Source organism: Kutzneria sp. 744 (genome assembly GCF_000568255.1).
In the GTDB taxonomy this organism is placed as follows: domain Bacteria; phylum Actinomycetota; class Actinomycetes; order Mycobacteriales; family Pseudonocardiaceae; genus Kutzneria.
In genome coordinates this window covers 6,928,975-6,954,754 of record NZ_KK037166.1, presented here as the reverse complement: position 1 = coordinate 6,954,754, position 25,780 = coordinate 6,928,975, and the positions used below count along the sequence as shown (strand labels likewise).

21 protein-coding genes and 2 pseudogenes are annotated in these 25,780 nt (G+C 70.4%); 11 read left to right on the top strand and 12 right to left on the bottom strand.

The genetic code is table 11. From position 1 onward, the window contains the following. Nucleotides 1-330 precede the first annotated feature (330 nt). Nucleotides 331-1,554: an integrase catalytic domain-containing protein gene (locus tag KUTG_RS31875; protein ID WP_157494705.1), complete on the top strand. Its 1,224-nt coding sequence runs from the start codon at nucleotides 331-333 to the stop codon at nucleotides 1,552-1,554. Between the two features lie 151 nt (nucleotides 1,555-1,705). Here KUTG_RS31875 and KUTG_RS31870 read toward each other — a convergent pair whose 3' ends face one another. Together KUTG_RS31870 and KUTG_RS31865 are read right to left on the bottom strand one after the other, a co-directional pair. Continuing rightward, nucleotides 1,706-2,320, bottom strand: a complete 615-nt coding sequence (locus KUTG_RS31870; protein ID WP_043722044.1) for an alpha/beta hydrolase family protein — start codon at nucleotides 2,318-2,320, stop codon at nucleotides 1,706-1,708. Continuing rightward, nucleotides 2,317-3,069 (bottom strand): SOS response-associated peptidase, encoded by a 753-nt coding sequence (locus KUTG_RS31865; RefSeq protein ID WP_043722041.1) that lies wholly within the window; start codon nucleotides 3,067-3,069, stop codon nucleotides 2,317-2,319. Before KUTG_RS31865 ends, KUTG_RS31870 begins: the two co-directional genes overlap by 4 nt. 84 nt (nucleotides 3,070-3,153) lie before the next feature. Here KUTG_RS31865 and aroA point away from each other — a divergent pair, with 84 nt between their 5' ends. The 4 genes from aroA to KUTG_RS31845 are packed head-to-tail and all read left to right on the top strand — an operon-like array spanning nucleotide 3,154 to nucleotide 7,069. Then, entirely contained in the window at nucleotides 3,154-4,428 is a 1,275-nt protein-coding gene (gene aroA, locus KUTG_RS31860; RefSeq protein ID WP_043722040.1) for a 3-phosphoshikimate 1-carboxyvinyltransferase, read from the top strand. Beyond that, nucleotides 4,425-5,432: a ribosome small subunit-dependent GTPase A gene (rsgA, locus tag KUTG_RS31855; protein ID WP_043722038.1), complete on the top strand. Its 1,008-nt coding sequence runs from the start codon at nucleotides 4,425-4,427 to the stop codon at nucleotides 5,430-5,432. The genes aroA and rsgA overlap by 4 nt, the downstream gene beginning before the upstream one ends. A gap of 3 nt (nucleotides 5,433-5,435) precedes the next feature. After that, a complete protein-coding gene (locus KUTG_RS31850; protein WP_043722036.1) occupies nucleotides 5,436-6,242 on the top strand; it encodes a class I SAM-dependent methyltransferase in 807 nt (268 codons plus the stop codon). Beyond that, nucleotides 6,239-7,069, top strand: a complete 831-nt coding sequence (locus tag KUTG_RS31845) for an SCO4651 family lipoprotein (protein WP_043722023.1) — start codon at nucleotides 6,239-6,241, stop codon at nucleotides 7,067-7,069. The genes KUTG_RS31850 and KUTG_RS31845 overlap by 4 nt, the downstream gene beginning before the upstream one ends. A gap of 107 nt (nucleotides 7,070-7,176) precedes the next feature. Here the strand turns inward: KUTG_RS31845 and pruA are convergent, their stop codons facing one another. Genes pruA through KUTG_RS31830 form a run of 3 tightly spaced genes read right to left on the bottom strand, consistent with a single transcriptional unit; the run spans nucleotide 7,177 to nucleotide 10,710 of the window. Further along, nucleotides 7,177-8,805, bottom strand: coding sequence for an L-glutamate gamma-semialdehyde dehydrogenase (pruA, locus tag KUTG_RS31840; RefSeq protein WP_043722021.1), 1,629 nt, complete (start codon nucleotides 8,803-8,805; stop codon nucleotides 7,177-7,179). Between the two features lie 7 nt (nucleotides 8,806-8,812). Then, nucleotides 8,813-9,316 (bottom strand): DUF6912 family protein, encoded by a 504-nt coding sequence (locus tag KUTG_RS31835; protein WP_043722019.1) that lies wholly within the window; start codon nucleotides 9,314-9,316, stop codon nucleotides 8,813-8,815. Beyond that, entirely contained in the window at nucleotides 9,313-10,710 is a 1,398-nt protein-coding gene (locus tag KUTG_RS31830) for a WS/DGAT/MGAT family O-acyltransferase (RefSeq protein WP_043722016.1), read from the bottom strand. The genes KUTG_RS31835 and KUTG_RS31830 overlap by 4 nt, the downstream gene beginning before the upstream one ends. A gap of 45 nt (nucleotides 10,711-10,755) precedes the next feature. On the opposite strand from KUTG_RS31830, the gene KUTG_RS31825 reads away from it, so the two are divergent. Further along, a complete protein-coding gene (locus KUTG_RS31825) occupies nucleotides 10,756-11,529 on the top strand; it encodes a TrmH family RNA methyltransferase (RefSeq protein ID WP_043731313.1) in 774 nt (257 codons plus the stop codon). Then, nucleotides 11,526-11,681, top strand: a complete 156-nt coding sequence (locus KUTG_RS59215) for a hypothetical protein (protein WP_157494893.1) — start codon at nucleotides 11,526-11,528, stop codon at nucleotides 11,679-11,681. Before KUTG_RS31825 ends, KUTG_RS59215 begins: the two co-directional genes overlap by 4 nt. 462 nt (nucleotides 11,682-12,143) lie before the next feature. Here KUTG_RS59215 and KUTG_RS31815 read toward each other — a convergent pair whose 3' ends face one another. Beyond that, the gene (locus tag KUTG_RS31815; protein WP_232241065.1) at nucleotides 12,144-12,545 is read right to left on the bottom strand and encodes an HAD-IA family hydrolase; all 402 of its coding nucleotides are present in this window, start codon (nucleotides 12,543-12,545) and stop codon (nucleotides 12,144-12,146) included. Nucleotides 12,546-12,642: 97 nt separating this feature from the next. Here KUTG_RS31815 and KUTG_RS54100 point away from each other — a divergent pair, with 97 nt between their 5' ends. Further along, nucleotides 12,643-13,119, top strand: coding sequence for an Rv3235 family protein (locus KUTG_RS54100; protein WP_052395632.1), 477 nt, complete (start codon nucleotides 12,643-12,645; stop codon nucleotides 13,117-13,119). A 147-nt stretch (nucleotides 13,120-13,266) separates the two neighbouring features. Here KUTG_RS54100 and secA read toward each other — a convergent pair. Both secA and hpf read right to left on the bottom strand, forming a co-directional pair. Then, nucleotides 13,267-16,073: pseudogene (gene secA, locus KUTG_RS31805) on the bottom strand (preprotein translocase subunit SecA). 144 nt (nucleotides 16,074-16,217) lie between these two features. Then, nucleotides 16,218-16,886: a ribosome hibernation-promoting factor, HPF/YfiA family gene (gene hpf / locus KUTG_RS31800; protein WP_043721995.1), complete on the bottom strand. Its 669-nt coding sequence runs from the start codon at nucleotides 16,884-16,886 to the stop codon at nucleotides 16,218-16,220. A 1,220-nt stretch (nucleotides 16,887-18,106) separates the two neighbouring features. Here hpf and KUTG_RS59210 point away from each other — a divergent pair. Next, the gene (locus KUTG_RS59210; RefSeq protein WP_157494891.1) at nucleotides 18,107-18,265 is read left to right on the top strand and encodes a hypothetical protein; all 159 of its coding nucleotides are present in this window, start codon (nucleotides 18,107-18,109) and stop codon (nucleotides 18,263-18,265) included. Here KUTG_RS59210 and KUTG_RS31790 read toward each other — a convergent pair. From KUTG_RS31790 to mtrA, 3 genes and pseudogenes are all read right to left on the bottom strand, one after another. After that, on the bottom strand, nucleotides 18,262-20,019 hold the full coding sequence (locus tag KUTG_RS31790; protein WP_052395631.1) for an LpqB family beta-propeller domain-containing protein: 1,758 nt from the start codon (nucleotides 20,017-20,019) through the stop codon (nucleotides 18,262-18,264). The genes KUTG_RS59210 and KUTG_RS31790 overlap by 4 nt on opposite strands. A gap of 494 nt (nucleotides 20,020-20,513) precedes the next feature. Then, nucleotides 20,514-22,196: pseudogene (mtrB, locus tag KUTG_RS31785) on the bottom strand (MtrAB system histidine kinase MtrB); the annotation flags it as partial. 14 nt (nucleotides 22,197-22,210) lie between these two features. Next, the gene (gene mtrA, locus KUTG_RS31780) at nucleotides 22,211-22,888 is read right to left on the bottom strand and encodes an MtrAB system response regulator MtrA (RefSeq protein WP_043731303.1); all 678 of its coding nucleotides are present in this window, start codon (nucleotides 22,886-22,888) and stop codon (nucleotides 22,211-22,213) included. 217 nt (nucleotides 22,889-23,105) lie between these two features. Here mtrA and KUTG_RS31775 point away from each other — a divergent pair, with 217 nt between their 5' ends. After that, nucleotides 23,106-23,594, top strand: coding sequence for a VOC family protein (locus tag KUTG_RS31775; RefSeq protein ID WP_043721993.1), 489 nt, complete (start codon nucleotides 23,106-23,108; stop codon nucleotides 23,592-23,594). A 13-nt stretch (nucleotides 23,595-23,607) separates the two neighbouring features. Here the strand turns inward: KUTG_RS31775 and KUTG_RS31770 are convergent, their stop codons facing one another. Next, entirely contained in the window at nucleotides 23,608-24,243 is a 636-nt protein-coding gene (locus KUTG_RS31770; protein ID WP_043721992.1) for a dTMP kinase, read from the bottom strand. 125 nt (nucleotides 24,244-24,368) lie between these two features. On the opposite strand from KUTG_RS31770, the gene KUTG_RS64120 reads away from it, so the two are divergent. Further along, on the top strand, nucleotides 24,369-25,697 hold the full coding sequence (locus KUTG_RS64120) for a J domain-containing protein (RefSeq protein WP_232241064.1): 1,329 nt from the start codon (nucleotides 24,369-24,371) through the stop codon (nucleotides 25,695-25,697). Nucleotides 25,698-25,780 lie beyond the last annotated feature (83 nt).

Below are 25,780 nucleotides of genomic sequence, written 5' to 3'. Positions count from 1 at the left end.
CTTCTCTGCTGTCGGACCGCCCCAGTGCCAGCGGCGAAGTCCCAGCCCCTCGGCAGGCACACTCACCGCCCGCAACCGGCCCCATCGCCACCCGACCATGGCCCGCCCCGGCCATGGCCGCCCAACCATGGCCCACCCAATCCCAGGGGGCGTCCCCCAGCCCATTCTACCAGCGCAAACCCGTAGTCGATCTTGAAACGGTCTGGGCGCGTTGACTCATTGAAAATGCCCGGGAGGATGAGTCGTTGCCTCACGAAGGAATGCCCGCGGGCGGCGTGGCATCTCACCTTGACCAGCAGCGGTGACTCATCGTGATCGATGGGGTTGACGATGAGCGAACGCGAGGCCGTGACCAGGCAGCTGGCCCGGCGCTACCGATCAGCGTCCAAGACCGACAAAGCCAGGATCTTGGACGAATTGTGCGTGTTGACCGGCTGGCACCGCGACCACGCCCGCAAAGCCCTGCGCACCACACCCAGACCGAAACCCAGTGTTCCGCAACGAAAAACCCGCGAGCCCGTGTACAGCCCCGAGGTGATCACGGCACTACGCAAGGTCTGGGCGATCCTGGACGCGCCCTGCGGCAAACGCCTGGCCCCGTTCCTCCCCGACATCGTCGACCGCCTCCTGGCCTGCGGCGAGCTGTCGATCAGCGACGAGATCCGCTACCAGCTGGCGCGCATGTCCGCGGCCACCATCGACCGCCGCCTAGCCCCCGACCGCGCCCGCTGGCAACCCCACGGCCGCGCCCGAACCAAACCCGGCAGCCTGCTCAAATCCCAGATTCCCATCCGCACCTGGGCCGACTGGGACGAGGACCACCCCGGCTTCGTGGAGATCGACCTGGTCAGCCACGACGGCGGCAACGCCACCGGCGAACACGCCTGGACCCTGACCGTCACCGACATCGCCACCGGCTGGACCGAAAACCGCGCCGTGCGCAACAAGGCCGAGGTCTGGGTCCTAGCCGCCCTCGACCAGATCGTGGCCGGGTTCCCGTTCCCCGTGCTGGGCATCGACTCCGACAACGGCAGCGAGTTCATCAACGCCCACCTACTGACCTACTGCCGCGACCACGAGATCACCTTCACCCGAGCCCGCCCCGGCCACAAAAACGACGGCGCCCACGTCGAACAGAAGAACTGGTCAGTCGTGCGCCAGACCGTCGGCTACCACCGCCACACCGGCGAGACCCAACTCGACCTACTCAACGGCGTCTACGCCCTACTCCGCGACCAGATCAACTTCTTCACCCCGCAACAGAAACTGATCTCCAAAACCCGCCACGGCGCCACCGTCCACAAGAAACACGACACCGCCCAAACCCCCTACCAACGCACCCTGACCCACACCACCGTCGACATCGTCGACACCGACGCCCTGCGCGAGCACTACCAGCGCCTCAACCCCGCCGCCCTCCGCCGCGAGATCGTCGCACTGTGTGACGCCCTGGCCCACGAAGTCCTCGCCCCCGACCTCACCCACCTCGCCACCGCCCTCGCCCACGCGGGCATTCTTCGTGAGGCAACGACTACCCCCAAGCGGGCATCTTGACATGAGGCAACAGGCTGGGCTGTGGACAACCGGATGACGGCGGCAAGTCTTGTGGACAACTGCCACATGCGCTTCCTATGTGGCGTCGAATGCCACATAGGAAGCGCATGCGGCGTCAGGCGGCAAATGGGAAGCCCATGTGGCGAAGCAACTAAGCGTCCAAGGTGTGCAGCACCCGGTTCAACCACTCCTCGACGGCCTTGGTCACCCCGTTGACGTCGGCCTTCAACGAATGGTCCCCGGCCAGCGCCACGACCTCACGGTGATGCGCGGACCCGGGCATCCCGAAGGGATCCCGAGACCCCTGCACGACCAGGGTGGGCACCTCGACGCCGTCCAGCTCCGGCAGCCGCGTCTTCTCCGGCTTGCCGGGCGGATGCACGGGAAACGCCAGGCACAGCACGGCAACGGCCTGACCGTCGCCGGCGGTCCGGCAGGCCACCCGAGCACCGGAAGAGCGGCCGCCGAACAGCAGCGGCAGGCCTTCGAACCAGCGCTCGCCGAGGTCCTCGACGACGGCGAGCCAAGCGGTGTCGAGCTGCTTGGCGGGGGCAGGGGCACGGCGACCGGCGACGCGGTAGGGCTGCTCGACCAACGCCACATGCACCCCGGCAGCGGTGGCGGCACGGGTGGCGGCGACGAGGTCGGGGGCCTCGATGCCACCGCCGGCGCCGTGCCCGAGGAGCAGGGCGGCGCGGCTCTCGGCGGCGCAGTGGAGCTCGGCCCGAGCGGGGCCGAAAGGCGTTTCGATCTGGGTCCTGGTCACGAGAACAGGTCCAGCTCGACGGGCTCGGGCACGGGCGGCTCCAACAGCGAGGGCCCGTTGTTGCGAATGCTGTTCACGGCCGTCGACACCGGCCGGATCTCGAAGCGAGACACGATGTCGGAGGACGGCTTGAGCAGGTCCATGACGTCGTCGCTGCCCTGGTCGGGGGCCAACCACTGCTCGTAGGACTCCCGCGGCAGCACGATGGGCATGCGCTCGTGGATCGACGCCAACGGCCCGAAGGCGTCGGCGGTCAGCACGGCGCAGGTGACCAGCCACGGCGACTGGGGCTCGTTGGGGTCGCGCCACGCGGTCCACAACCCGGCCATGGCCAGGCTGGAGGAGTCGGGACTGGTGACGTAGAAGGGTTCCTTGGCCCCGGCCTCGCGCCGCCACTCGAACCAGCCGTCGGCCGGGAGGATGCAGCGCCGGCGGGCCATGGAGTCCCGGTAGGCCGGCTTGACCGCGGCGGTCTCGGACCTGGCGTTGATCATCTTCACGCCGACGTTGCGGTCCGGCGACCAGGTCGGGATGAGTCCCCAGCGCATGACCCGGATGGTGCGCTCGACCCGCTCCACGTCCGGCTGCCCGTCGCCATCACGCGGATGGCGGGCCACGATGGCCAGCACGGGTTTGGTCGGCGCCACGTTGTAGTCGGCGCCGGGCGCGTCCGAGCCGCACGCGTCCAGCGCGTCGAACTCGACGGCCAGCTGCGCCGGATCCTTCGTGGAGGCATACCTGCCGCACACCCCTGACCACCTCCGAATTCCATCGTCGCACGTCACGGCCCCCGAGGAGGAGGCAAAGCGGCCGAGTAGGGAATCATCACCCCCATGACGCAGCCGTGGCCCACTCCGTCCGTCACCCAGCCCGTGCGCGCGACCGTGCCCGTGCCCGGTTCCAAGTCGATCACCAATCGTGCCCTGTTGCTCGCCGCGCTGGCCGACGGCCCCTCCACCGTGCACCTCCCGCTGCGCAGCCGCGACACCCAGCTGATGGCCGCGGCGCTGCGCTCGCTGGGCGTGCGCGTGGCCGACGGCCGGCAGGGATCGTGGGAGGTCACGCCGGGTCCGCTGCGGGGCGACGCCGACCTGGACTGCGGCCTCGCGGGCACGGTGATGCGCTTCGTGCCGCCGGCCGCGGCGCTGGCCGACGGGGACGTCCGCTTCGACGGCGACGAGCAGGCCCGGGTCCGCCCGATGAACACGGTGCTGGACGCGCTGCGCTCGCTCGGCGTGACGATCGACGGCGACTCGCTGCCGTTCACGCTGCACGGCAACGGCGCGGTGCGGGGCGGCGAGGTCACGATCGACGCCTCCGGCTCCTCGCAGTTCGTCTCGGCGCTGCTGCTGTCCGGCGCGCGCTACGAGCGGGGCGTCACCGTGCTGCACGACGGCAAGCCGGTGCCGTCGCTGCCGCACATCGAGATGACCATCGAGATGCTGCGGGCCGTCGGCGTCCAGGTGGACGACAGCGAGCCCAACCGCTGGCACGTCGCACCGGGCCCGATCCGCGCCCGGGACTGGCACATCGAGCCGGACCTGTCCAACGCGGCGGCGTTCCTGGCCGCGGGCGCCGTCACCGGCGGCTCGATCATCGTTCCGGACTGGCCGCTGGTCACCACGCAGCCCGGTGACGAGATGCGCGACGTCCTGGAGCGGATGGGCTGCCAGGTGTCCCTGTCGGACAACGGCCTGACCGTCACCGGGCCGGAGCGCCTCGACGGCATCGACGTCGACCTGCACGAGGCCTCCGAGCTGACGCCGACCGTGGCGGCGATGGCCGTGCTGGCCGACAGCCCCACCCACATCCGCGGCGTCGCGCACATCCGTGGCCACGAGACGGACCGCCTCGCCGCGCTGACCACGGAGATCCGCGGCATCGGCGGCGACGCCGACGAGACCGAGGACGGCCTGGTCATCCGGCCGGCCAAGCTCACCGGCGGCCTCTGGCACGCCTACCACGACCACCGGATGGCCACCGCCGGCGCGATCATCGGCCTCAAGGTGCCGGGCATCTCCGTGGACGACATCAAGACCACGACCAAGACCATCCCGGACTTCCCGGGCATGTGGGACGCCATGCTGCAGCTGGCGGAGCGGGTGTGACGCGCGGCGACTGGCGTCGGCTCGACGAGTCCGACGTCAAGGTCCGGCCGGGCAAGGGCTCCCGCCCCCGCAGCAAGAAGCGGCCCGAGCACTCCGACGCCGAGTCGGGCATGGTCGTCGCGGTCGACCGCGGCCGGTGGACCTGCGCGGTCGACGGCGACCCCGAGCACCTCGTGACCGCGATGCGGGCCAGGGAGATGGGCCGCACGTCGGTGGTCATCGGCGACCTGGTGGACATCGTCGGCGACACCTCGGGCACCCCCGACACGCTGTCCCGGATCGTGCGGCGCTCGCCGCGCAGCAGCGTGCTGCGCCGCACCGCCGACGACACCGATCCCTTCGAACGGGTCGTGGTCGCCAACGCCGAACAGCTGATAATCGTGACGGCGCTGGCCGATCCGCAGCCGCGGACCGGCTTCATCGACCGGTGTCTGGTCGCCGCCTACGCCGGCGGTCTGACGCCGGTGCTGTGCCTGACCAAGTCCGACCTGGCCAGCCCCGACGAGCTGCTCGGGGTGTACGCCGAACTGGACCTCGTGGTCGTGGTGACCCGGTCGGACCGGGAGCCGACGGTGCTCGCCGAACGCCTGGACGGCCGGGTGTCCGCGCTGGTCGGGCACTCCGGCGTCGGCAAGTCGACGCTGGTCAACAAGCTGGTGCCGGCGGCGGAGCGGGCGACCGGCGCGGTGAGCGGCGTCGGCAAGGGCCGGCACACGTCCAGCTCGGCGGTGGCGTTCCCGCTGCCGGCCGGCGGCTGGGTGGTGGACACCCCCGGCATCCGGTCGTTCGGCCTGGCGCACATCACGCCGGACGACATCGTGGCGGCGTTCCCCGGCATGGCCGAGGCCGCCGAGGAGTGCCCGTCGGGCTGCGGGCACCTCGGGCCGCCCGAGGATCCGGACTGCATGCTGGACACGGTCGTCGCCGAGGGGCTGGCGACCGAGGGCAGGCTGCGCTCGCTGCGTAGGCTGCTGGCCTCGCGGGCGGGGCTGGTCGAGGAGTAGGCAGTGGTGGAAGACGAGAAGCTGGCCAAGGTGCTGGTGGCGGTGCGGGACAGCTCGCGCTACGCCAGCGTCGCCGACGACACCGTGCGCCGCATCGCGACGGCTTCGCTGAGCGCGGCGCGCGGCGACGTCAACGACGCGGTCAAGCGCACCAAGCGCGGGCTGCACGAGATCTTCGGCGCGTACCTGCCGAGCACGCCCCGGTACGACAAGCTGCTCGGTCTGCTGCGGGAGGCCCAGAGCGTCGAGGAACGGCGGGACGTCCTGTCGCGGACGATGTCCTCGCACGCCTCCACCAAGGAGCGCCTGCCCATCCTGACGGAGTTCTACGCGGCGGTCTTCGAGCGGCTGCCGCAGCCGCCGCGGGTGATCGCCGACCTGGCCTGCGGCATGAACCCGCTGACCGTCGAGTGGATGCCGGTCGGCGAGGACGTGCTGTACCGGGCATCGGACATCGACAGCCGGCTGATGGCCTTCCTGGACGAGGCGCTGACCGTGCTGGGTGTGCCGCACGAGGTCGCCGTGCACGACCTGCTGACCGGCCCGGACCCCAAGCCCGCGGACGTGACGCTGCTGCTCAAGGCCGTGCCGTGCATCGAGACGCAGCAGAAGAAGCTCGGGTGGGGGCTGATCGACGCCATCAACTCGCCGGTCGTGGTGGTCAGCTTCCCGACGAAGACGCTGGGGCAGAAGTCCAAGGGCATGTACCGGACGTATTCCAGCGGCTTCGCCGCGCACGCCGAGGGGCGGCCGTGGCAGGTCGAGGAGCTGGAGTTCGGCAACGAGCTGGTCTACGTGGTTCAGAAGTGAGCCGTGTCGCCGGGCTGACCGTCGCCGCGGTCGCGGTGTTGGCGCTGACGTCCTGCACGTCGGCCGTCGACGGTTCCGGCTCGTCCGATCCCGCTGTCGTGCCGCCCGCGCAGGCCGAGCTCTCGGCGTTGTCGGCGGCGGTGACCGCCAGGCTGTCCGGCAAGGGCTCGGCGAAGTTCACCGTGGACTCCACCACCGAGCTGCTCGCCGCGCACTCCGTCACATCGGTGACCGGCGCGTTCCGCCGCGACGACCAGGGCCTGTGGATGACGGCGACGATGACCGTGAAGTCGCCTGACGCCACCACCCTGTCGTTCGTGCTCACGCCCGCCGCCGTCTATGTGCGGCCGCCGGCCGACCAGAAGCTGCCGGCCGACAAGCCGTGGGTGCGGGCCACCTCCGATGGCACCGACGACTTCTCGAAGGAGTTCGCGCCGCTGTTCGCGTCGTTGAAGCAGACCACGCTGTCGCCGCTGGCCATGCCCCTTGACGGCTCGTCGACCACCCTCATCGGCTCCGAGATCCAGCCCGTGGGCCTGATTCCCGCCCGGCACTACGCGTTCCGCACCGACCTCGCCGCCATGGCCAAGACCCTGCCCGACGGGCCGTTGAAGGACACGACGTTGTTGGAGGCCAAGCTCGGCGGCATGGTCGAGGAGCTGTGGGTCGGCAACGGCAACGTGCCGCTGCGCTCCGAGTCCAAGCTGGACATCCCCGCCACCAAGGGCACCCTGACCGTCAGCCGCACCTACTCCGGCTGGGGCCAGCCGGTCGACGTGCCGGTGCCCCCCGACAGCCAGCTCTCCCCGGCCCCCAAGGGCGGCTAGCCCCGTCCCGTTATGCAGGGAAGGACGCCTTACCTGCATGGCCGGATGCAGGTAAGGCGTCCTTCACTGCGTACAACGAGGGTAAGGCGTCCTTCCCTGCATCGGCCTCAGCCCATGTGCGGGTAGGTGTGGTTCGTGGGCGGGACGAGGGTCTCCTTGATCGAGCGGGGACTGGTCCACCGGGTCAGGTTGAGGATCGAGCCCGCCTTGTCATTGGTGCCGGACGACCGGCTGCCGCCGAACGGCTGCTGGCCGACCACGGCGCCGGTCGGCTTGTCGTTGACGTAGAAGTTGCCGGCGGAGAAGCGAAGCGCCCGGTGCGCCTGCTCGATCGCGGCCCGGTCGGTGGCGAAGATCGCCCCCGTCAGCGCGTACGGCGTGGAGGTGTCCACCACGTCCAGGATCGAGGCGAAGTCGTTGTCCTCGTACACATGCACGGACAGGATCGGCCCGAAGAACTCGGTCGTGAACACGTCGTGCCGCGGGTCCTGGCCCACCAGCACGGTCGGCTGCACGAAGTAGCCGACGCGGTCATCGGCGACGCCGCCGACCAGGATGTCCACCAACCGCTCGTTGCGCACCCGCTCGAACAGCTCGCTGTGCTTGCCGAACGCCCGTGAGTCGATCACGGCCCCGCCGAAGTGCGAGAAGTCGGTGACATCGCCGAAGCTGAGGCTGCGGGTCACGTCGGCGAGCCGGTCACGCACGCCGCCGTCCCACAGCGAGCGGGCGATGTAGGCCCGTGACGCCGCCGAGCACTTCTGGCCCTGGTACTCGAATGCGCCCCGGACCAGCGCCGTGACCAGGGCATCCGGCTCGGCCGACGGGTGCGCGACGACGAAGTCCTTGCCGCCGGTCTCGCCGACGATCCGCGGGTACGACCAGTAGTGGTCGAGGTTGTCGGCCATGGTGCGCCACAACCGCTTGAACGTGGCCGTGGAGCCGGTGAAGTGCAGCCCGGCGAAGTCCCGGTCGGCCAGGGCGACCTCGGTGACCGCGGCGCCGTCGCCCGTGACCATGTTGACCACGCCCGGCGGCAGACCGGCCGCCTCCAGCAGCTGCATGGTGAAGTGCGCGGCCAGCTGCTGCGTCGGCGACGGCTTCCACACCACGGTGTTGCCCATCAGCGCGGGCGACAGCGGCAGGTTGCCGGCGATGGCCGTGAAGTTGAACGGCGTGATCGCGACGACGAAGCCGTCCAGCGGCCGGTGGTCGAACCGGTTCCACACGCCCGGGCTGGACTGCGGCTGCTCGGCGATCAGCTGCCGGGCGAAGGACACGTTGAACCGCAGGAAGTCGATCAGCTCACAGGCGGCGTCGATCTCCGCCTGCTGCGCGGACTTGGACTGGCCGAGAATCGTCGCGGCGTTGAGCGTGTCCCGCCACGGCCCGGCCAGCAGATCGGCGGCCCGCAGCAGCACCGCCGCGCGCTCGTCGAACGGCAACTCGCGCCAGGCCGGCGCGGCGTCCTTGGCTGCCTGCACGGCGTCGGCGACGTCGTCCTTGCTGGCCTGCCCCGAAACGCCCAGCACATGGGCGTGATCATGGGGCTGCACCACGTCGATCGGCTCGCCGCCGGCCATGCGCCGACGGCCGCCGATCGTCATGGTCAGTTCGTGCTTGGCGCCTTCGAGTTCGGCGACGCGCCGCCGCAGCGACTCGCGTTCGGCGCTGCCGGGGGCGTAGGAGCGAACCGGCTCGTTGTACGGCTGGGGTACCGAGGTGACCGCGTCCATGCCCCCATCACATCAGCTCCAGCAGGAATGGCAACTCCTGCGGGGCATACCAGGCCAGGGCGTGATCCTCGGCGCTGCCGACCGTGAACTCCGCGTCCGGGTCGCCGAGATCGGCCGCGTCGACCACGGCCGAGGCCGCCCGGACCGCCGGCTCCGCCTCGGCCGTGTCCACGTGCACGGCGGCGATCATCTTCATCGTCACCATGCCGGGCACCTTGACCACCGAGTAGTCCAGATCCGGCCGCAGCTTCACGTCGTCGACGTCCGCGGCGATCACCGCGCGCCGCGGCAGCGCCTCCGGATTCTCCGACAGGTCCGCGGCCAGCAGCCGCAGCGAGGCACGGGCCGCGTCCAGCATCGCGATGTACTCCATGTCCTCGGCGTCGCCCGAGGCGTAGGACTCGCGCAGCGCCGGCGTCAGCGCGAACGCCGTGCCGCCGACCGGCCGAAACTCCTCGTCGGCCACCAACTGGTGCAGCATGCCGAGCGTGGCGGGCAGGTACACCCTCATGACGTGGCCACCGTTCCCACGAGTTCTTCCAACGATTCCTCGACCATTCCCGCCACGACGTCCACATCGGACATCGCGTCCCGGTCGGCGTTCAGTCCGAAGTAGACGCCGCCGTCGTAGGAGGTGACCCCGATGGACAGCGCCTGGTTCTTGGCGAGCGGGACGATCGGGAACATCTCGATCATCTTCGCACCGGCCGCGTACAGCGGGACCTGCGGGCCCGGCACGTTGGTCACCACGACGTTGAAGATGCGGCGGGAGAACGAGCTTGCCGCCCGTGCGCCTAACGCATGCAGTGTCGGCGGTGTGATGCCGCCGACCCGGACCAGCGTGTCCGCGGCCACCGACTGACCCGACTCCTTGTGCGCGCGCATGGCGTGACTGATGTGGTGCAGCCGGACCACCGGGTTCGGCTCGCCGACCGGCAGGTCCACCAGGTACGCCTGCACCTTGCTGCCGACGCCGTTCTCCGACGCGGTGTCCCGCACCGACAGCGGCACCAGCGCTCGGATCGTGTGATACGAGTTCACCGCCTCGCCGCGGGAGAGCAGCCACGTCCTGAGGGCGCCCGAGACCGTCGCCAGCACCGCGTCGTTGACCGTGCCACCGTGCGTCTTTCGGACCGCGCGGAAGTCGTCCAGCTTGGTGCGCGTCGTGGCGAAGCGGCGCTGGTGCGAGATCCGGACGTTCAGCGGGCTGCCCGGCGCCGGCCGGGCCGCCGCCTTCGCCGCCGACACGATGCCCGTGACCGCCTCCGCCACCTTCTGCACCGTCGCCGCCACGTCCAGCGCCGCCGAGCGGGCGTTCTCCACCAGCTCGCCGGGCCGCTGCACCATCTCGGCCACCGCGTCGAACACCAGCTGCGGCATGCCCGGCTCCGGCTGCGGCATCCACAGGCTCTCGGTCGGCGGGCGCGGCGTCGCCGACACGTCCAGGATCACCTGGCCGAGCTCGACCGCGCCGATGCCGTCGACCATCGCGTGATGGGTCTTGGTGATCACCGCGATCCGGTTCCGCTCCAGGCCCTCGACCAGGTACGTCTCCCACAGCGGCCGGCTGTGGTCCAGCGGCCGGGACATCAGCCGCGCCGCCAGGTCGTTGAGCTGCTCGTCGCTGCCCGGCTTGGGCAGGGCCGAGCGGCGCACGTGGTAGGTGACGTCGAAGTCGGGGTCGTCGGCCCAGACCGGGCGGGCCAGCCGGCCCGGCACCTGGACCACCTTCTGCCGGTAGCGGGGGACCAGCGACAGGCGCTGCTCGATCAGCGCGACCAGCCCGTCGTAGTCGAAGCCGGCCCGGGGCTTGCGGAAGACCGCGATCCCGCCGACGTGCATCGGGGTCGTCTGGTCTTCCAGGTACAGGAACGACGCGTCCAGCGCCGAGAGGCGGTCCGGCATATGCCGATCCTGGCACATCCGTACCGCTGTGCCATCCTGCTCGACGTGCGTGAGGTCTCCGATGTGTCCCCGAAGGATCGCTTCGTCACGGTGTACGGGCGCAAGCCGGTGTTGGAGGCCCTGGCCGACGACGGGCTGTCCGTCGACAAGGTCGTGCTGGCCGACACCGCGCGCGGTCCCGCCGCCCGGGAGATCCTCGACGCCGCGCGGGCCCGTGGCGTCCAGGTCCAGCGGGCGTCCGCCCAGCGGGTCAAGGTGCTCGCCGGCAACGGCAAGCAGGACCAGGGCGTCTTGGCCGACGTCGTCGCCCCTCGCATGCGGACCCTGGCGTCCGCTCTCGGCGACCGCCGCCCGCCCGCTTCCGTGCTGCTGCTCGACGGCATCACCACCCCCGCGAACGTCGGCATGATCCTTCGCACCGCCACCGCCGCCGGGCTCGAAGGCATCGTGGTTCCGCGCAAGGGCGTCGCGACCATCGACCCCCTCGTCGTCAAGGCCTCCGCCGGTGTCGCCTTCACCGCCCCCGTGCTGCGCTGCTTCACCGCCGAGGAGGCCGCCGCGTCGTTGCGGGACGCCGGCTACACCCTCATCGCCATGGACGCCGGCGCGCGCAACACCGTCTTCACCGCCGAGTTCCCCGCCAAGGTCGCCTTCGTCATGGGCAGCGAGACCTCCGGCATCACCGACGGCGTGCGGCCCCTCATCAACCGCTGGGTGTCCATCCCCATGTCCGGCGGCGTCGAGTCCCTCAACGTCGCCAGCGCCGCCGCCGTCCTCTGCTTCGAACTCGTCAGGCGGTCTGCACCACGTAGTCGATGATCCCGCTGTTCTCGCACCGGGCCGTCGACCCGTGCTTCCCGGCCAGCGGCCCCCGCACCACCCACCCGCCCTCCGGTCTGTCCACATCCCCGCACTTCGCGATCACCCGGTACACCGGCATCGGGCACACAGCCGTCACCGCTTGGCCGTGAGCAGTGGTCGCAAACGTGAAAACGCAGGCCAGCGCCGCTATGTCCATACCCCCGGACGCTAGCTCCGCCCCCTCCCGCCCATCCCCCACTCCGCCCTCGTTCCCCCGACCGAGCGACCCAGTTATCCACAGGCGCCCCCTTGTTCAAGATCACCCGCGCCCCACCGCAGGTACGATGGTCCAGGGCACGCCACCCCGGGAGTGGTGGGCGGCGGTCTTTGTCGGCTCCATAGGGGGCAGCTGCGTGGTTGGGGCTGTTTTGTCGGCCGTGTCGCGTGGTGGCCGCGAGGCCGGACCGTCTTCACCCGGCTCGGGCAGTCCGTCGTAGTTCACCCGGTGAAAGCGCTCTGGACGATGGCCGAACCGAGGACGCCGACAAAGCCGTCCCTCGGTCAGAGGTCCCGCCCACCCCTCGCCACGAGTGGCGCTGAAGGCTCAGCCCACCCACTCTCCTGAGCCGAGGTCACCAATCGCCGAACAGGGCGGAGAGCTCGGCCAGGGTGGACGCCACCGAGGTGTGGTGGATGCCGACCAGCCCGGTCGCGGCGGCGCCGCGGATGTTGACGGCGAGGTCGTCGACGAAGGCGCACTCCCCCGGCTGAAGGCCGAGGCGCTCGACGGTGAGGCGGTAGATGGCCGGGTCGGGCTTGGCCACGCCGACGTCGCCGGAGAAGACGAGGACGTCGAACAGGGCGTCCAGCCAGGGGATGGGCTCGCCGGGACCGTCGGCATTGGACAGCAGGGCGGTGCGGATGCCGGCGGCCCGGGCGGAGCGGACGGCGCCGATGAGCGGGGGCTCGCCGACGCCGTCGGGACCGCGGTCGGTGAGCACGCCGCCGAAGTCGACGATGAGTCCCTTCATCACCCGATCAGGCTATAGGTGTCCGTAAATCGCGCGCCCGCTGCTCTGTCTCGTGTGGGGGAACGAGAAGACGGGGGCAACAGTGGGTCAGCCATGGCGCGTGACCACGATCGAAACGCCGATAGTCGTGCGGGCGCTGCCCAGCTACGAACCGGAGCCGGGCCGACCGGCGATCGGGCTGGCAAGGCGGCGGCTGCGGCTGGTTGAGGATCCACCGCGGACACCGCCGGCGGTGGAGGAGCTGCCGGCGGCGCTGCGGGACCGGATCCGACACCTGGTCAACCAGGTGCTGGAGGCGATCGACGGGCGGCGGCCGGTGGGCCAGCTCAGGCCGCACTGCACGCCGCAGGCGTTCGCCGCGATCGAGACGAGGTCACGGGGACGAGCGGCGCCGAGCCGGAGCCGGCTGCTCAGCCTGCACGTGCGCCAGCCGTCGGAGGGTGTGCTGGAGACGTGCGGCCTGGCGGAGATCGACGCCAGGCCGAGGGCGATCGCGGCTCGCTTCGAGCTGCGGGAAAGGGTGCGGTGCATGGTGTTCCGAGTGCTGGAACGCGGAAAATGGACAAGTAAGGAGTAGCAGCCCTGACGACCTACAAGTTGTCATTATCCTAGACCGCGCCTGATACTGATATACGACCCGCCACGCATTCCGTCGTGCCGAGCCTTCACGGGAGTGTTGGATAAAGTTACCATTCGGGGTCACCGCTCGTTCCGCGACAAAACCTCAGCGACGCGGGCGCTTGCGGTCCTGCTTGGACTGGTTGCGGGCGGCGGCGCGGCGCTCACGACGCGTGCCGGCGTCGCCGTCGCCCTTGTCCTCGCGGGCGTTGGCCTCGCCGTCCTCGTTCGGGCCGCTGTAGGACAGCCGCTGCTGCTCGTGGTGGTCCAGGCCCTTGCCCCGCAGCGCGGGCGGCACCTGGGTGCCGGCGCGGGCTGCGGCGGAGCGGGCGGGGCCGGCGGAGCGGCGACGGAGCCCTGCTGCTGGTGCATGGCGATCGGCGGCACGTCGGACGCGGCGACCTGCACCGGCTCCGGCTCGGCCGCCTCGACCTGCAGGTTGAACAGGAAGCCGACGGACTCCTCCTTGAGGCCCTCCAGCATCCCGTTGAACATGTCGAAGCCCTCGCGCTGGTACTCGACCAGCGGGTCGCGCTGCGCCATGGCCCGCAGGCCGATGCCCTCCTTGAGGTAGTCCATCTCGTAGAGGTGCTCGCGCCACTTGCGGTCGAGCACCGACAGCACGACCCGGCGCTCCAGCTCGCGCATGGCGCCCTCGCCGACCTTGCCGTCGATGTCGGCCTCACGCGCGGCGTAGGCGTTGCGGGCGTCGGTGAGCAGGGCCTCAAGCAGGAACTCGGAGGTGAGGTCCTCGGCGTCCTCGGTCAGCGCGTCCCAGTCCAGCGACACCGGGTACAGCGTCTTGAGCGCGGTCCACAGCTTCTCGTGGTCCCAGTCCTCGGCGTAGCCGGCCTCGGTGGCGCCGTTGACGTACGCGGTGACCACGTCGGTGATCATGTCCTGCACGTTGTCGTGCAGGTCCTGGCCCTCCAGCACCAGCCGGCGCTCGGCGTAGATCACCTTGCGCTGCTGGTTCATGACCTCGTCGTACTTGAGGACGTTCTTGCGGATCTCGAAGTTCTGCTGCTCGACCTGGGTCTGCGCGCTGCGGATGGCCCGGGTGACCATCTTGTGCTCGATCGGCACGTCGTCGGGCACGCGCAGCCGGGTCATGACGACCTCGACCATGGAGGCGTTGAACCGCCGCATGAGCTCGTCGCCCAGCGACAGGTAGAACCGGGACTCGCCCGGGTCGCCCTGACGGCCGGAGCGGCCGCGCAGCTGGTTGTCGATGCGGCGGGACTCGTGCCGCTCGGTGCCGAGCACGTACAGGCCGCCGAGCTCACGGACCTCGTCCGCCTCCGACTTCACCTGCGCCTTGGCGGCCTCCAGCTCGGAGGCGTACGAGGCGCGCCACTCGTCCGGCGTCTCGTCCGGGTCGAGGCCGCGGGCCCGCAGCACCTCCTCGGCGATGGACTCCGGGTTGCCGCCGAGCATGATGTCGGTGCCTCGACCGGCCATGTTGGTGGCCACGGTGACCGCGCCCTTGTGCCCGGCCTGCGCGACGAACAGCGCCTCCTTGGCGTGGTTCTTCGCGTTCAGCACGTTGTGCGGGATGCCGCGCTTGACCAGCAGCTTCGACAGGTACTCGGAGCGCTCGACGCTGGTCGTGCCGATCAGGACCGGCTGGCCCTTCTCGTTGCGCTCGGCGATGTCGTCGGCGACCGCCTCGAACTTGGCCTCCTCGGTCTTGTAGACCAGGTCGGGCTTGTCCTGACGGATCATCGGCTTGTTGGTGGGGATCGGCACCACGCCGATCTTGTACGTGGTGTGGAACTCGGCCGCCTCGGTCTCGGCGGTGCCGGTCATGCCGCCGAGCTTGTCGTAGAGGCGGAAGAAGTTCTGCAGCGTGATCGTGGCCAGCGTCTGGTTCTCGGCCTTGATCTCGACGCCTTCCTTGGCCTCGATCGCCTGGTGCATGCCCTCGTTGTAGCGCCGGCCGGACAGCACGCGGCCGGTGAACTCGTCGACGATCAGCACCTCGCCGTCGCGGACGATGTAGTCCTTGTCGCGCTTGTACAGCTCCTTGGCCTTGAGCGCGTTGTTCAGGTAGCCGACCAGCGGGCTGTTCGCGGCCTCGTACAGGTTGTCGATGCCCAGCTGGTCCTCGATGAAGGTCACGCCGGCCTCGGTGACGCCGACGGTCCGCTTGCGCTCGTCCACCTCGTAGTGGGTCTCGTTGCGCATGAGCGGCGCCATCCGGGCGAACTCCTGGTACCAGCGCGAGGACTGGTCGGCCGGGCCCGAGATGATCAGCGGCGTGCGGGCCTCGTCGATGAGAATCGAGTCCACCTCGTCGACGATGGCGTAGTTGTGGCCGCGCTGGACGCACTCGTCCAGGCTCCACGCCATGTTGTCGCGCAGGTAGTCGAAGCCGAACTCGTTGTTCGTGCCGTACGTGATGTCCGAGGCGTAGGCGGCGCGGCGCTGCTCGGGCGTCATGTCGGAGATGATCACGCCGACGGTCAGGCCGAGGAAGCGGTGGATCCGGCCCATCCAGTCGGCGTCGCGCTTGGCCAGGTAGTCGTTGGTGGTGATGACGTGCACGCCGTCGCCGGAGATGGCGTTGAGGTAGGCCGGCAGCACGCAGGTCAGGGTCTTGCCCTCACCGGTGCGCATCTCGGCGATCTGGCCGAGGTGCAGCGCGGCGCCGCCCATCAGCTGCACGTCGTAGTGGCGCTGGCCCAGTACCCGCTTGGCGCCCTCGCGGACGACCGCGAAGGCCTCCGGCAGCAGCTCGTCGAGGCTCTCGCCGTCGGCGTAGCGCTTGCGGAACTCCTCGGTCCGGGCCCTCAGCTCCTCGTCGGTCAGGTCGACGACGTCGTCCTCGAGCGAGTTGATGAGCTTCGCGATATTGCGCAGGCGCTTGAGCATCTTGCCTTCGCCGGCGCGGAGCAATCGGGACAGGACCATCCGGGGGACCTCGCTCGTCGGGTTCTCGTCACGCGCCCTGGGTGCGGACGCCCTTTTCCGTCATCGTAGGCGGCGCGACCGTCAGCAGGTAACGGCCGGCCCCCACTACAACGTGGAAGCCGGCCGTCAAGGTTCCCGTGCGCGTCAGCCCAGCCTGATCACGCCGTAATCGAAGCCCTTCCTGCGGTAGACGACGCTCGCGCACTGCTTGTCGGCGTCGTGGAAGAGGTAGAAGTCGTGTCCGACCAGTTCCATCTCGTAGAGGGCCTGGTCGACGGTCATCGGTTTGGCGGGGTGCTCCTTCTCGCGGACGACCTGTCCGGGGAGCGATTCGTCGACGGCGTCGGCGTCCCAGCGCTGGGCAGGCACGTCGGCCAGGCCCGGGTCGTAGGCCGGGGCCATCTCCAGCACGGCCGTCGCGGCCATCTGGGCGCCGTCCTCCATGGGGGAAGCCAGGGCGCCGACAGCGCCAGTGGCCTCGGCGACCGACGCGGGACTGCGACGGCCGTAGTGCACACGGCGACGATCATGCATCTTGCGCAGCCGGTTCTCCAGCTTGGTCACCGCGCAGTCGAGCGCTCCGTAGAAGTCGCCGGCGCATGCCTCGGCACGCACCACGGGGCCCCGCCCCTTGGCTGTGATCTCGACCCGCTGGCAGTTCTTGGACTGACGGCGGTTGGGTTCGTGGAACAGTTCCACGTCGAATCGGATGACCTTCTTGTCGTAGCGCTCAAGACGGGCCAGCTTGTCGGCCACGTGCACCCGGTAGTGATCGGGCACCTCGACGTTGCGGCCCTTCACGACGATGTCCATACACGACCTCCCTCGCTGCTGCGAGAACATCAATGCTGGGGACGGAGTTCGGCGCCGGGTGGTGACCGAGGCGGCTCAGATGCCGCTGCTCGCCGGCGCCAGGGTCATGGGCTGTTCGCCTCCTCCCCGCGGGCCGGGATTGCTGATAGCGGAGCACGTTAGCCCCGGATTCGCCGTAGCGACAGACCCCGTTGCAGGGGAGTTCAAGCCACCACGTTGCGTGACCGAACATGTCGTGGGCGCGCGTCGGGAACGCGCCCGCCCCACGGGGCGCACCGAACGGGTGGAGCCCGCTTCACTCCGACGGCGCAGGACCCCGATCGACCGCACTCGCCGTGGCACTGCGGCGAACGGGCTGAGCAAGGGCCTCATATCGGGGCAACGTGCCAGTCCACTCAGGGGTTCCCGGTCACGTGTGCGATCTGCCGCCACCGATTCGGGTCGCCCCGATGGTGGTAGTCGCGGTGCGCGACCGGGCGGCGGCGCCGATCTTGGCCCGACCGGCCGGAACCGGGGACAGTGATCGAGACCCTGGTTTCAAGTTCACCCGACTGGGTGGTATCTCCCGGTCAGTCCCACCGAAGGTCGTGGCCAAAAACCCGACATTCGCTTCACGTCCACCCCCAGGTGTCGGTGTGAGGTTCTCTCACTCATGCGAAACCTCTTCAGGTTTGGGGCGGTACCCGAACCCGTCGGTAATAAACACAACCGCCCGGAACTGCCAGGTTCGAGGTGCATGCTCGACCCGTGACGACGAAACTGCTCGATCTTGTCCTGCCGGTCCGGTGCGTCGGTTGCCGAACGAATGGTCGGCTGTGGTGCGACGCCTGCGCGGCCGAATTCGGAGCGCTCATTCCGGTGCGGCGGCCGGCCCTGGACGGCGGGCCGCCGGCCTATGCGCTCGCGGCGTATCGCGGCCCGGCCCGTGACGCGGTCCTGGCCTACAAGGAGCGCGGCCGACGGGAATTGGCCGAGCCGCTGGGAGCGGCGGTGGGCCGAGCCCTGCCGTGGATGCCACGACCGGGGCCGGATCCGGACGGCGTGTGGTGGCTGGTGCCGGCCCCGTCGCGCCGGCGGACGTCCCGCCAGCGCACTCATCCGAAGCCGAAAGTGAGTAAAGCATCCGGGGTTAATGCAAGCAAATCGGCGTATTTCAGTGATCATAGACGGGTTGGAAACTTCGGCTTTTCTGTTCTCCATAGGCCAACCTGGCCGGACGGGTGCGGATCCGGCCGCGGGCGACGCCGCCCCGCGGCAGCCCGGTCGTGCTGCTCGACGACGTCATCACCACCGGGGCCACGGCCGCCGCGTGCTACCAGGTGCTCACCGAGGCCGGGCTGGAGGTGACCGCCGTAGTCGCACTGACCAGCACGTGTTAGCCCGGGTAGAAGGGTACGGCCGAGGATCCGCGGCCGACGTTGACGCCGCCCTGCACCCGCCACACCGATCCCGAGTCCGAGGAGGTCCACATACCCCCGGCGTCCACCACGATCACCGAACGGCTCGGCGCCGCCGTGACGGCCGTGACCGGCGCGGTCAGGTTGGCCGCGTTGTAGCGGGAGAACACCGGGTCGCCGTCGGCGGCGACCTGCACGATCGGCGACTCCGGCGACGAGGTCGCGACCACCAGCTGGTCCTGGAGCAGCCAGTCGACGCCCACGACGCTGGTGAGCGCGTCCGGCAGCAGCGGCCGTGGCGAGCGCAGCGCCACCGTGTCCGAGTTGGGCGTGCGGACGACCGCGCAGACGATCAGCTGCGAGTTGGCGATCACCGCCGCGCGAGTGCCGTCCCGGGACAGCCTCAGGTCGGTGATGGTGCCGAGCTGGCTCAGATCGTTGCTGTTGACCGACCGCGCCACCCAGGTGCCGTCGGCCGACTTGACCACGCGGGCCACCCGGCTGCCGTCGGCCACGGTCCAGACCTCGTTGCTGGGGTCGGTGGCCGAGTCGGCGGAGACCCAGGTGGGCCGGGTCAGGGTGCCCGCGGTCAGGTCGACCACGGACGCGGCCTGGGTGAGGCCACCCACCCTGAGCTCGGCGTTGGCGCCCGGCTTGCTGATCGTGGCCAGCTCGGTGCCGTCGATCGACTGGGCGGCGGTCAGCACGGTGTAGCTGCCGTTGCCGGCCGGCCCGTTGATCGGCTTGCCGTCGGCGAGCTGCTTGACCCGGCCGTCGTGCACGAGCAGGCCGGTCAGGTCGGGTCCGGGGCTGGTGCCGATGTCGTAGGCCGGCAGGTCGCCGATGCGCCAGTCCAGGCGCTCCGACGACAGGGCGGCGCCCTCCACCTCGACGCGGATGCGGTTGTTGGTCACACCGGCCAGCGACTGCACGATCTGGGCGATCATCAGCTTCACGTTGCCGGCCGAACCCGTGTCGCCGGGATGGCTGAGGTTGACCAGCACCGCGCCGTCACCGGTCTCGGTGACCCCGGTCGCCAGCACCGCCTCGGGGCTGAGCGCGCTGGTCACCGCGCCCTGCATGGCGTCGGACGGTCCGGCCAGCAGCCGGTCGATCACGCGCCCCGGCAGACCGCTGGCCGGCTGGGCCACGATGTAGCGCAGGTCGGGCACGAGCACGCGCTTCTGCGGGTCCAGGAAGTACACGCGGGTCTGCCGGTACACCTCGTTGAACCGGTCGAGCGTCATGAACACGCCCGGCGGCGGCGAGCTGATCCGCCACTGGCCGTCCTGCTTGTCCAGCTCGATGGTCAGCGTGGTGGGCGTGGAGGCCGGCACGAACGCGAAGTCCGAGCCCAGGCGGCCGATGATCTGGGCCGTCAACAGGACTTTGGCCTGGTCGGGCTTGGTCTGCTCGGGCAGCGTGTTGTACGTGTTCTGGATGATCGTGATCGAGGAGGCCGGCTGCCACCGCCCCTGCGCCGCCTTGGTCAGGTACGGACGGCCGGCGGCGTAGCTGCTTGTCGAATCCGCGTTGGCGTCCAGGAACGCCCGCACCAGATCCGCCGGCGCCAGTCCCGACGGCGGATCCGGCACCGGCGCTGCCTTGCCGCCCCCGTCGCCCGCCGCTATGCCCTGCGCCGGTGTCTCGTCCGGAATCGCCGCGCACCCCGCCACCACGACCAGTGCCATCAGCAGCGCCATCACCGCCGCGGCCGGCCGCCACCTGCGGATCACCGGGCCTCCCCCGCCGACTTCGAGGCCAACTCGCTCCCGCCGCCTCCCGGCACATCGTCGAACTCCGGATCGTGCCCAACCCCCGCCGACGCGGATGCCGGGCCAGGCACGTCATCGAACTCGGGGTCATGCCCGATCACCGCCGAACCGGCCCGATCGGGCACATCCCCGGACTCGGGCGCAGAGCTGGGCACATCATCGAACTCAGGATCATGACCGACCGCCGACGGATCCGACAGCGTGGGAACGCCGATGGGCGCGGAGGTGGGCACGTCGTCGAACTCGGGGTCGTGGCCGACGACGGCCGAGTCGGCCCGATCGGGCACGCCGGTGGGCGGCGGGCGGTGCACGTCGTCGAGTTCGGGGTCGGGGCCGATTTCGCCGTGGTCGGGGGCGGGCGACGCGGGCTCCGCGGAGGCGGAGTGCCAAGCGATGGGGAGGTCGGGGGTGGCCTCGTCGAGTTCGACGGAGTCGGCGGACTGCCAGGCGATATCCTCGACCTGGGCCTCGGCGTCGACCTCGGTGACGACGAGGGGGCTGACCTCGTCCTCCTCGCCCTCGCGGACGGGGCGGACCTCGTCGGGCGGCAGCGGCAGGGGGCTGTCGGTGAGCTCGGCGCCCTGGCGGCGGGGCAGGGTGAGGCGGAAGCAGGCGCCCTGGCCGAGCGCGCCCCAGGCCTCAAGCCAGCCGCCGTGCAGGCGGGCGTCCTCGACGCTGATGGCCAGCCCCAGACCGGTGCCGCCGGTGCGGCGGTTGCGGGAGGGGTCGGCCCGCCAGAAGCGGTTGAACACGAGCTCGGCCTCACCGTCGCGGAGGCCGACGCCGAAGTCGCGGACGACGATGGCCACAGCGTTCTCGTCGGCGGCGACGCGGACACGGACGGGGAGGCCCTCGCCGTGGTCGACGGCGTTGTTGAGCAGGTTGCGGAGCACGCGTTCGACGCGGCGGGCGTCGACCTCGGCGGGCACCTCGACGTCGGGCAGGTACATCTCGACGGGGCTGCCGGAGCTGGCGGCGACGGGGCCGACGGCGAGGACGGCGCGCTCGACGACGCCGCGCACGTCGACGAGGTCGGCAGCGAGCTCGTCGACGCCGGCGTCGAGGCGGCTGATCTCCAACAGGTCGCCGAGCAGGGCCTCGAAGCGGTCGAGCTCGTCGACGAGCAGCTCGGTGGAGCGGGCGAGACCGGCGGGGAACTGCTCGCGGGAGGCATGCAGCACGTCGGCGGCCATGCGGACGGTGGTGAGCGGGGTACGAAGTTCGTGCGACACGTCGGAGGTGAACCGGCGCTGCAACAGCCCGAACTCCTCCAGCTGACGGATCTGGGCCTGGATGCTCTCGGCCATCTCGTTGTACGACTCGGCCAGCCGGGCCACGTCGTCCTCGCCGACCACGGGCATCCGGTCGTCGAGCTTGCCGTCGGCGAACCGCTCGGCCACCTCGGCGGCCTGCCGCACGGGGCGGACCACCTGCCGGGTGACCAGGTTGGTGATGCCGGCCAGCAACAGCAGCAGGGCGATGCCGCCGACGATCAGGGTGTTCTGCACGACCTCGGTGGTGTGCTGCTCGGGGGTGAGCGGGAACAGCAGGTACAGCTGCACGGGGTGGTTGGTGCTGGGGACCTGGGCGCCGACCATGAGCATCGTGGTCGGCACGTTGTCGCGCATGACGGTGTGGATCCGGCTGGCGATCTCGTCGTTGAGCACGAAGCGTTTGAGATCGTCGGGGATGTCCGCGTAGTGCGTGGTCGCGGTGACGTTGCCGGCGGCATCGGTGGTGCGGGCGTCGGCCAGGATGGGCTCGAACGCGCCGGCCGAGGAGCCGTCGACGTTGGCCGAGCCGCTGCTGGTCAGGGAGTTGAGGGCGGCGTTGAAGCGGCTGCCCAGGCTGTCCGGGCCGGGGCTGACGCCGACCAGCTGGTGCTGCACGGCCTTGACGCTGGCCTTGATCTGCACGGTCGCGGCCTGCGTCTTGCTGCTGAGCATCTGGTCGGTGATCTGCGACTGCAGCACCATACCCAGCACGAAGACGACGGCCGAGGACAGCGCGAGTGTGCTCACCACCACCCGCAGCTGCAACGACCGCCGCCACAGCTCACTGGCCCGTTGCCAGCGCTCCCGCACCAGGGCCGGTGCCTCCTGCAGCCACCGGGTCACCGGCCTGGTGTCGACCCGCATCCGTCAGGCCCCGATCACGGAGGACCGGCCTTGTATCCGACACCACGGACCGTGAGCACCACCTCGGGGTGCTCCGGATCCTTCTCGACCTTGGAGCGCAGCCGCTGCACGTGCACGTTGACCAGCCGGGTGTCGGCCGCGTGCCGGTAGCCCCACACCTGCTCGAGCAGGACCTCGCGGGTGAACACCTGGCGGGGCTTGCGGGCCAGGGCCACCAGCAGGTCGAACTCCAGCGGCGTGAGCTGGATGGCCTGCCCCTCCCGGGTGACCTCGTGACCGGGCACGTCGATCGCCAGGTCGCCGATGGCCAGCACCTCGGCCGGCTCGGACTCGGTGCGCCGCAGCCGGGTGCGGATGCGCGCGACCAGCTCCTTGGGCTTGAACGGCTTCACCACGTAGTCGTCGGCGCCGGACTCCAGCCCCAGCACGATGTCCACGGTGTCGCTCTTGGCGGTGAGCATGACGATCGGCACGCCGGACTCGGCGCGGATCGCCTTGCACACGTCGATGCCGTTCATCCCGGGCAGCATCAGGTCGAGCAGCACGATGTCGGGTTTGAGCTCACGGAGCGCCGGCAGCGCTCGGGCGCCGTCGGCCACGACGGCGGTGTCGAAGCCCTCACCGCGAAGCACGATGGTGAGCATCTCCGCCAGGGCCGGGTCGTCATCGACCACCAGGACGCGTGCCTTCATGCCTACCATCGTCGCACTGCTGGCCGGGCGGCCGCGCGCACCCCAGCGATCACCACCGGCTGCGATCGGTCCGTTGCGCTCCGCCGTGGTGCTCCAGCGGTCGGTCATGAGCCATCACCACCCTCGTCCCCGTCGGGTTCACGAGCTACAGCGTGTAACGCTCACGGTTCGTTACCGAGGTTATAGTTGAAGCTTAAACAAGCCTCGGGAGGCAGCGATGGCGATCCGCCGGCTCAACCACGCGGTGCTGTACGTGCGCGACACCGGTCGCAGCGTCGCCTTCTACACGGAGGTGCTCGGCTTCCGGGTGGTGCACCAGTTCCCCGGCGCCGCGTTCCTCCAGGCGCCGGACTCGGACAACGACCACGACCTCGGCCTGTTCCAGGTCGGCCCGGACGCCAAGCCGTCGGGCGCCGGCAAGGAGACCGTCGGCCTGTACCACCTGGCCTGGTCGGTCACCACGCTCACCGACCTGGCCGCGCACGCCGACCGGCTGCGCGAGGCGGGCGCCCTCGTCGGCGCCTCCGACCACGTGACCACGAAGGCCCTGTACGCCAAGGACCCCGACGGCATCGAGTTCGAGGTGTCCTGGCTGGTGCCGCTGGACCGGGTCACCGACGCGATGCGGGACACGACCGGCACGGGTCCGCTCGACATCGACGCCGAGATCGAGCGCTGGGGCGCCGACCTGGTCGGCGCGCTCTGACCCAGAAGCCGATCTAGCCCAGGAGCTGGTCGGCGAGCGCCGCGAAGTCGGCGCCGCCGACCCCGTCGACCACGGTCCACGGGGCGAGCCATCCCGTCTCGACGAACTGGTCGTAGACCACGGCGCAGCGGGCCTGGAGGCCGTCGTCGGTCTCGTAGCTGTCCCGCTCGCGCTCGGTCTGCTCCCGGCCCGCGGCGCGGGCGGCGGCGACCTCGACGGGAACACGAAGCAGCAGCTGGCGGTCGGGCAGCGGGAGCTGGAAGCGCTCGACCTCAAGGTCATGAACCCAGCGCACGAAATCGCCGTTTACATCCTCATGGAGCCGCGCCGCCCCGTATGCCGCGTTGGACGCGATGTAGCGATCCAGCAGCACGACGTCGTGCTCGGCGAGCGCCTTGGCGATCACCGGCGCGGCCGCCTGGCGGTCGAGGGCGAACAGCACGGCCATGCCGTGCACGGACTTCACCAGGTCGCCCAGGCGCAGGTACATGGCGTCGCGCACGAGGTCGGCGTGCACGTCCTCGCCGTAGCGGGGGAAGGCGATCCGGGTCGCCGTCGCACCCCGCTTGTCCAGCTCCGCGGTCAGCGCGTCGGACAGCGTCCGCTTGCCCGCGCCGTCCAGTCCTTCGATCACGACAAGCCTCGCCATGGGCGTCCACGCTACGGACTTAACCGATCGGGTGATGAAACGGCCCTGGTTGGACGGGACTCTGACGGCTGGGCAACCTATCGTGTTCGTACCCGCGCCAGACGTAGCCGCAGATGGGAAGGGCCGTGGGCGGAGTCGACTACTACGAGTTGCTGGAGATCAAGCCTGGCGCCTCCCAGGCCGAGATCAAGTCTGCCCACCGTTCGCTGGTGAAGGTGCTGCATCCGGACGCCGGCGGCAGCCAGATCATGTTCCGGCTGGTCCAGGAGGCGTACGAGACGCTGTCCGACCCGGCCCGGCGCGCCGCCTACGACCAGCGCCGGGCCCGAGGCGTGCCCGAGCAGCGCCGGCCGCGGCCGGCGACGCCGGAGTGGGAGACGTGGGAGGAGTACCAGGAGGAGGCCGCCGACGCCGAGCGCGAGGAGCGGCCGCCCGAACCCCCGCCCAAGCCGGCGGGCTTCCCGTCCGGCCTGCGGACCATCCCGACCGACTCGATCCCGTGGTGGCAGCGGGTCAACCCGGACGCGCGGGTGCACTGGCGGCCCGGCTTCGGCTGGGCCCAGCGCTGGTTCTTCACCGTCGCGGCGGTGTGGACGGCGCTGCTGGTGGCCACCGTGGTGCCGATGCTGGCCAGCGGGTTCTCCTTCGTCGCGGTGATCGTGATCGTGCCCATCGCCTACGTGGCGGTGACGATCGCGGGCAAGGCGACGCCGAAGTTCCTGGCGGTGATCACCTACATCTGGGCCGCCGGCATGGCCGCGCTCGGCGGCTACGCGATCACCACCGGAGCGCTGTCCGGCATCGCCGTGGTGCTGCTGGCGGCCGGCGTGTTCGCGCTGCCGCCGCTGGCCCGCTGGTACCTGTCCTCGCGCGTGACCGAGCGGATCTTCACGCACGAGTTCCGCACGTTCAATCTGTTCGGCGCGCCGGGCACGCGGCTGCTGCCGTCCGAGGACGAGCCGGTCAAGGACTGCACCCAGAGCGAGTGGATGACGCTGGACCTGCTGTCCGGCTACCTGGGCCAGATCCCGGCCGCGCGCATCTTCCACGGCCTGGCCTGGCCCGGCTCCTCACGGGCCGAGGTCGATCACGCCGTCCTGTGCGGGCGCAAGCTGCTGCTGATCGAGTCCCGTACGTGGCCGGCCGGGCATTACACCAGCGACGGCAACGGCGGCCTGCTTCGCGACGGCGCGACCTTCGACGGCGCGTCGCTGCGGCTCGGGCGGACCGTCGCGGCCTACCAGATGCTGCTGCCGAAGGTTCAGGTCGAGGGCATCGTGCTGGTGCACACCGAGGAGCCGGGCCTGGTGACCTGCCGGATGCCGGACTCGATGCCGCTGGAGGTGCTCAGCCCGGAGACCTTCGTCCGCCACGTCGGGGCCCGGCTCGCGGAGGAGCCGGCCGTGGTGGAGCGGGATGTGTTCTTGACGCTGCTGGACCAGGTCAAGCAGTGACATGGCGCCGCCTCCGGCAGCGCGGCGAGGCCGCTCGTGACCGGTGCTGTGCTTGTCTCGCCGCGTCCCGCGGCGGGGCTCGG